Source organism: Paenibacillus prosopidis (genome assembly GCF_003337375.1).
In the GTDB taxonomy this organism is placed as follows: Bacteria; Bacillota; Bacilli; order Paenibacillales; family Paenibacillaceae; genus Pristimantibacillus; species Pristimantibacillus prosopidis.
In genome coordinates this window covers 1-5,297 of the sequence record NZ_QPJD01000046.1, presented here as the reverse complement: position 1 = coordinate 5,297, position 5,297 = coordinate 1, and the positions used below count along the sequence as shown (strand labels likewise).

The following is a 5,297-nucleotide window of genomic DNA, read 5'->3' as shown; positions in this document are numbered from 1 at the left end:
AGAGTATAGGACACCAGCTTTTCTTAGAACGACGATCGAGATAGCAACGAATATTATGCAAACAGACAAAAATATCATCTTACACCTCCGTACTCTTTTTTCTTTAGACGTTTCCAATAATTGTTATGTTGCGTTAACCTGCCCGTTACTTCAATGAGCACCAAAAAGGAGCTGTCCTCGCGGCAGCTCCCCCACTATCGTACCCGTTAGCGTAACTAAAGATTACTATAGTAGCCCTAGTGTTCAAGACTCATTCTCTGTAAATCAAAGCTTACCGATACATTTTCTTACCAACAGCAAGCCCTAGACCCAACCAACGTCCTTCATCGTGCAAAATAAAATCCTTTTCTCCATCGTAATATCGGAAATTATCGAGCATCCATTGGTACCCCTCAGAGAAGTAATAGCTATCGGTAATTAAAAAACCTTGACCCTGAATTAAATTGCGATTCCAATCCAACGTCCGAAGCCATTTATTATAAGAGTGAAAGATATCAAAATTCTCCAAACCAGGCGGCACTGGATTAAATGTACACATAGGCTCAGCAATTCCAAAAAAACCATTAGTTCGAGTAACGCGTGTGATTTCTTTCAGAGCCTGTTCCCTATCCTCAATCATAAAAAAGGAGCCGATACTAAAGACTGCATCAAATGCTTCGTCAGGAAACGGCATAAGTTCGGCATTCGCCTTCAGTGCTAGAACATCATTATCTGCACCTTGTTCTGACGCATATTCTTGGATTACATTCAAATTTTCCCATAGTTCTAATGTAATTACTGTAACTCCCCAATTTTTAGCTAATGTTGCAGCAACTTGACCAGTGCCAGCACCTATCTCTAATACACGCATACCTGGCTTCAATTCTAAAGCAGTAATCAGCGGCAGAGCCATTTCGTATGAGCCTGCGCCTAATGGAGTTGGGTTTTGGATACTTTGGAAAGGATTATTCAAGACTTTATTCTCCCTAATGGGGAGTCGCAGTTATAGGGCTAATTAGTCGCTATGTCCCCCGTTTTTTTGCCCATTATAATTCTTACTTTTCATGTAAACCGCCTCCATTCCCTAGATATACCAAGTTTATCAAAGAATAATCGTTTTGACTATTCTGCCAGTTACTTCAATAAAGCAACACATTGAATGTAAATGTTTAAAACAAAAAAGGAACCCGCTAAGCAACGGGCCGCGGGTTCAAGTTTATATATCAAAAAGGGGGTCAAGGTCTATATTACCCTGGAAACATTAACAGGAGATAAAACAAAAGTTACAATTGGATTACATTTTAAGGCCTTATTTCTTCAATTCTTTAATGAGGAGTTATTGAGCTCTTGTACCCGTTAGCTTAATGCTCTGGTTTACTTTGTGATACGGTTCCACACGCTGTCTGTAACGGCAAGTTTTAGGGCCATCCTTTGCTAGGTGGCAGCATGTTACGTCAGTTGCATAAAAATGGTCTCCATTGCTCCCCAAGGTGCTTCTTTCTCATCTATCTTCACGAAGCCATATTTTTCGTACAAATTAACATGGTCACTGACAAGGTATACTTTATCAAAACCCAATACCTTCGCGTATGCCAAGGCAGATAAAATCAACTTTTCGCTTAATCGATTGCCTCTGTACTGCTCTCCCACAAACACGAACCCGATATAAGGTGTATAGGGAATATCAGGTATGCAGTCGGTTTTTGCTAAAGTGCAATAACCAGCAATGTGATCACCATCAAGTGCTGCAAAAACTCTTTCCCAGTCTGAAAAATGGCATTCTTTCATTTGTTTCGCTAAATTGGCTCCTGCTCTCCAAGAACATTCCTGCGCATACTCAGCAACGACTTGCCACAACTTATCGCTATAAATAATCGATTCTATTTGCACAGATACTCCCTTTCTTAAAAGCAGCCATCCGCTGGATAGCCCTTTGTTTATCATTTTTCTAATTGCTTTCCGTATCAAAAAAGTGTTCGACTCTCCTCCTATTCATAACATAACAATACAACACTTGGTATGAACTAACATGGTAAAAAAGGATTATACGAAAACATCACCACCGACAGCAACGTGACAAACGTCTCGACGCTAATAGTGCATCTCCATCTCATACAAGGTTTATTACTATATTGGTAATGACTATAAATGTACCTTACTTAATGACCTTAAAATTCCACTGCCCGTTAACATTCCTGTAGGTGTTAGTAGATTCGGTTTGCAGAAAAACGAACGCCCCGCTAGGATGAGTATGTACTGGGTTGAAGCCCTCAGAACTCACCTTAGGAGGCGTTATCATGAAGTCTAGACTAATTAAAGCTCAAAATCAACGAGTAGAACGTATTTCCACTTCCACTCTTGTCATTGGCATCGACATTGCCAAGGAGAAACATGCTGCTCAAGCGATTAACTTTCGAGGTATTGTCCTCACCAATCGCCCAATTATGTTTTCGAACGACCATGCGTTTGCCAGTTCCACATTTCCAATTTCCTGCATCCGGTTTAGCTGTTGAGTGACCGTTTGTTCGATTAGAGGCTTAATCTTCAGAAACTCGCTTGCATCTCCTTCGGAGATCAGTACCTTCGTATTTAAGTGCGGCTCAAGATCCCGGTAAAAAAATTCAAGAAGAGAGATAAGGTCTTCCCGTTTGGCTGTTTTTCATTGATAATGATAACCCGCATATGGCTAAATTGGGCCTTTCGCCCGAGATGAAGCGTAATATCGCGGACAGCATCAAATATCGATTCGCTCTTGGTTTCAATATTGAAAAAGGAATTATCTTGTTTGCCTCCTTGGCCGCCAGCCATTTGTCCCGGCTTGTACAGCTGGACGCTAAGCTTGAGTGTACCCGGCTTGATTTGGTCAATCGCGACTCCCATGATAAACCCTTTTTCAGTCAATTCAACTCTGTTCCAGCATCCGGTTTGCGTTATCGAAATAAGCAGAAGAACGAGAGTCAGCTGAAGACATTTCATCAAATTTTCATTCTTTCTTCATTCGGACTTTTGTTGCGCCGGTCTGGAACTTTGTTTCCGGCGCGGAGAGCGGTCCGTGTATATGAGCGGTGCGCGAACGAAGACATCCAACAGCTGGCGCGGCCGGAGCGGCTGAATCGGACCCAGATATGGCACGGAATTGACAAAGGCGGAAATAATAAGTATATTGGTACTGTAAAAACATTTATAGTACCAGAAGTTTCGGGTGGCAGGAGGGAAGATAATAATTACATGGAGAAAAATCTGTATTTAAAAACTTTAAAACTATTTGGAAACAAAGGGATTCGATTCACAACCGAGGATTTGGCAAAAGAACTCGGTACGAGTAAACGTACTATTTATGCGTATTTTGCTTCAAAACATGAAATCATAGAAAAAACGATCGACTTTGTTTTTAGTGAAATTGTTGCCTCGGATACCGAAATAATGGAAAGAAACGAACTTACACTCCCTGAAAAAATCATACTATGTTTTCAGAATATTCCCGATGCATACAGTGTCAGTTCTATCGTTCGACATATGGAGGATTTGCAGCGACATTATCCTGATTTGTGGAAAAAAACAAATCATCACCTGAATACGATATGGGATCCAGTCATGCAATTGATTGAGCAAGGTATAAAGAATGAAGAACTTGAAGTAATAGATACCGTCATACTTAAGTTAATGCTGAATGAAACACTCAAAAAACTTTTAGACTATGACTTTCTTGCAAATCATCAAGTCAGCTTCGAGTCCGGATTCAAAGAGATGAACAATATTATTTTATATGGATTATTAAAAAGAAATGGTAAATGTATTATAGATATAAGGGAGTGTTAAAAATGAATAAAGTCACAATTAACAAGGCTGATCCCAATTCGTCAGTAGGAGGACGATTGAATCAATTGGCGCTTGACTATATGGCATATTCGCTTGCGGGCTCTAAAGAAGATAGCACAACAAACGAAACATTCAATCAATTATGGCGATGGGACAACAACCGCTTCAGTCATCAGTATGCTTTCGAAGCAAAAATGGGAAAACAAACCCTGGGAATGATTACCTGTTACCCCATTACGCTGATGAATCGCCTTGCATGGCCCACCTTCTTGAAACTTCTTTCTTATCGAAAGTGGGGGCTTATCGGCTATAACTTGATGAATTGGAAAGAATGTTATTCCATGATCACTTTGAAAGAGGGCAGGGAAGATGAGTTCCATATTGGGACACTGGCTGCACTGCCAGAAAGCAGAGGCTTGGGGGTAGGTTCCGCGTTAATCCGATTTGCCGAGGAGCAAGCTGTTTTGCAAGGCTATCTTAAATGCTCGCTTACCGTAAAAAAAGAAAATCTTCTTGCGATCAAGCTGTATGAGAAAATCGGATATCAAAAAACGGGAGAGATTGAGAAGCCGGCGTTATCCTTATACAGAATGTCAAAAAAATTGGTATGAATGTAATACGCGATACATAGAGCAGTCCGCCCCTGGGTGGTCTGCTCATATTACATTGATTGGTATGTGTCCAAGCTCCGTTAAAATGATTTTAATCAATACATATGTTCTTGTCTTTTATGGATATATGTTCTTGTCCTCCGACATCTCTTAGCGTACGAAATCCGCGTATATTTCTTAGGTATTTTCCTTACTACTTGCTGCATCTTGAAAAGCCTTATTTTGTAGTTTAGTTTTCGGCGCGTATGCCGCTTTGCTGGTTGCCTTCTGATTGTAATGCCGCTTCCGTTAGCCCCTGAAATTGGAACTATGGCTGAAAAAAATTCTGGTGTCTTTGAAGCAAAATCCAATGTTCCCTCTCCACCCATACTAAAACCAGTTTTAAAGGTTCTTTTGCCATCCATATGATTTTGCAATTTCCCGTCAACATGTACTTTTATACCCTCGCTTATTCCTTCCGTTCCTAGTTGATAATAAACACCATCCACTGTCTCTGAGTACCGCTTGGGTGTGAAGTACCAAATGGAGAATATGCTTATAACTATTGTAACAATCGTAAGTAAGACAGCAATTTTTCGCTTCATCTCACACCTCTTTTATTTTTTCAAACCGTTTCTTTAATAAACGCAAACACACTCACTAAGTTGCACTATCCTGCCCGTTACTTCAATGGAAACGGCAGTCGATCGTTGGCCGGCTGCCGTGGTGTCTTTATTGAACGCTATCATCCCCGTTAGCCATTCATGCAGCGCGAGAAACAGCGCTGCACCACAGAGGATGAAAATGGAAAAGTCGTCAATACTTCTACTACGGCTGGGAGAAGAAGGTCGATCAACTATGGTGCGTTAGAGCCCATCCGTTAGTCTGACTCCGACGACCACGGTGCAT

At 40.9% G+C, this 5,297-nt stretch carries 7 protein-coding genes and 1 pseudogene; 3 read left to right on the top strand and 5 right to left on the bottom strand.

All coding sequences use genetic code 11. The features are described from left to right. Nucleotides 1–271: 271 nt before the first annotated feature. Both DFP97_RS29880 and DFP97_RS29875 read right to left on the bottom strand, forming a co-directional pair. Entirely contained in the window at nt 272–952 is a 681-nt protein-coding gene (locus DFP97_RS29880; RefSeq protein WP_114384302.1) for a class I SAM-dependent methyltransferase, read from the bottom strand. 476 nt (nt 953–1,428) lie between these two features. Next, nucleotides 1,429–1,947, bottom strand: coding sequence for a GNAT family N-acetyltransferase (locus DFP97_RS29875; protein WP_220271206.1), 519 nt, complete (start codon nt 1,945–1,947; stop codon nt 1,429–1,431). 329 nt (nt 1,948–2,276) lie between these two features. On the opposite strand from DFP97_RS29875, the pseudogene DFP97_RS29870 reads away from it, so the two are divergent. Then, nucleotides 2,277–2,438: pseudogene (locus tag DFP97_RS29870) on the top strand (IS110 family transposase); the annotation flags it as partial. Here the strand turns inward: DFP97_RS29870 and DFP97_RS32455 are convergent. Together DFP97_RS32455 and DFP97_RS32450 are read right to left on the bottom strand one after the other, a co-directional pair. Continuing rightward, the gene (locus DFP97_RS32455) at nt 2,378–2,614 is read right to left on the bottom strand and encodes a Ger(x)C family spore germination protein (protein WP_484216282.1); all 237 of its coding nucleotides are present in this window, start codon (nt 2,612–2,614) and stop codon (nt 2,378–2,380) included. The pseudogene DFP97_RS29870 and the gene DFP97_RS32455 sit on opposite strands and share 61 nt — an antisense overlap. Continuing rightward, nucleotides 2,569–2,859 carry a Ger(x)C family spore germination protein gene (locus DFP97_RS32450; RefSeq protein ID WP_484216281.1) on the bottom strand — a complete coding sequence of 97 codons (291 nt, stop codon included), beginning with the start codon at nt 2,857–2,859 and terminating at the stop codon, nt 2,569–2,571. The genes DFP97_RS32455 and DFP97_RS32450 overlap by 46 nt, the downstream gene beginning before the upstream one ends. A gap of 348 nt (nt 2,860–3,207) precedes the next feature. Between DFP97_RS32450 and DFP97_RS32445 the strand changes: the two genes are divergently transcribed. Together DFP97_RS32445 and DFP97_RS29855 are read left to right on the top strand one after the other, a co-directional pair. After that, nucleotides 3,208–3,798 (top strand): TetR/AcrR family transcriptional regulator, encoded by a 591-nt coding sequence (locus DFP97_RS32445; RefSeq protein ID WP_114384300.1) that lies wholly within the window; start codon nt 3,208–3,210, stop codon nt 3,796–3,798. A gap of 2 nt (nt 3,799–3,800) precedes the next feature. Beyond that, entirely contained in the window at nt 3,801–4,409 is a 609-nt protein-coding gene (locus DFP97_RS29855) for a GNAT family N-acetyltransferase (RefSeq protein WP_114384299.1), read from the top strand. 95 nt (nt 4,410–4,504) lie between these two features. Here the strand turns inward: DFP97_RS29855 and DFP97_RS29850 are convergent, their stop codons facing one another. After that, nucleotides 4,505–4,993: a hypothetical protein gene (locus DFP97_RS29850; RefSeq protein ID WP_114384298.1), complete on the bottom strand. Its 489-nt coding sequence runs from the start codon at nt 4,991–4,993 to the stop codon at nt 4,505–4,507. Nucleotides 4,994–5,297 lie beyond the last annotated feature (304 nt).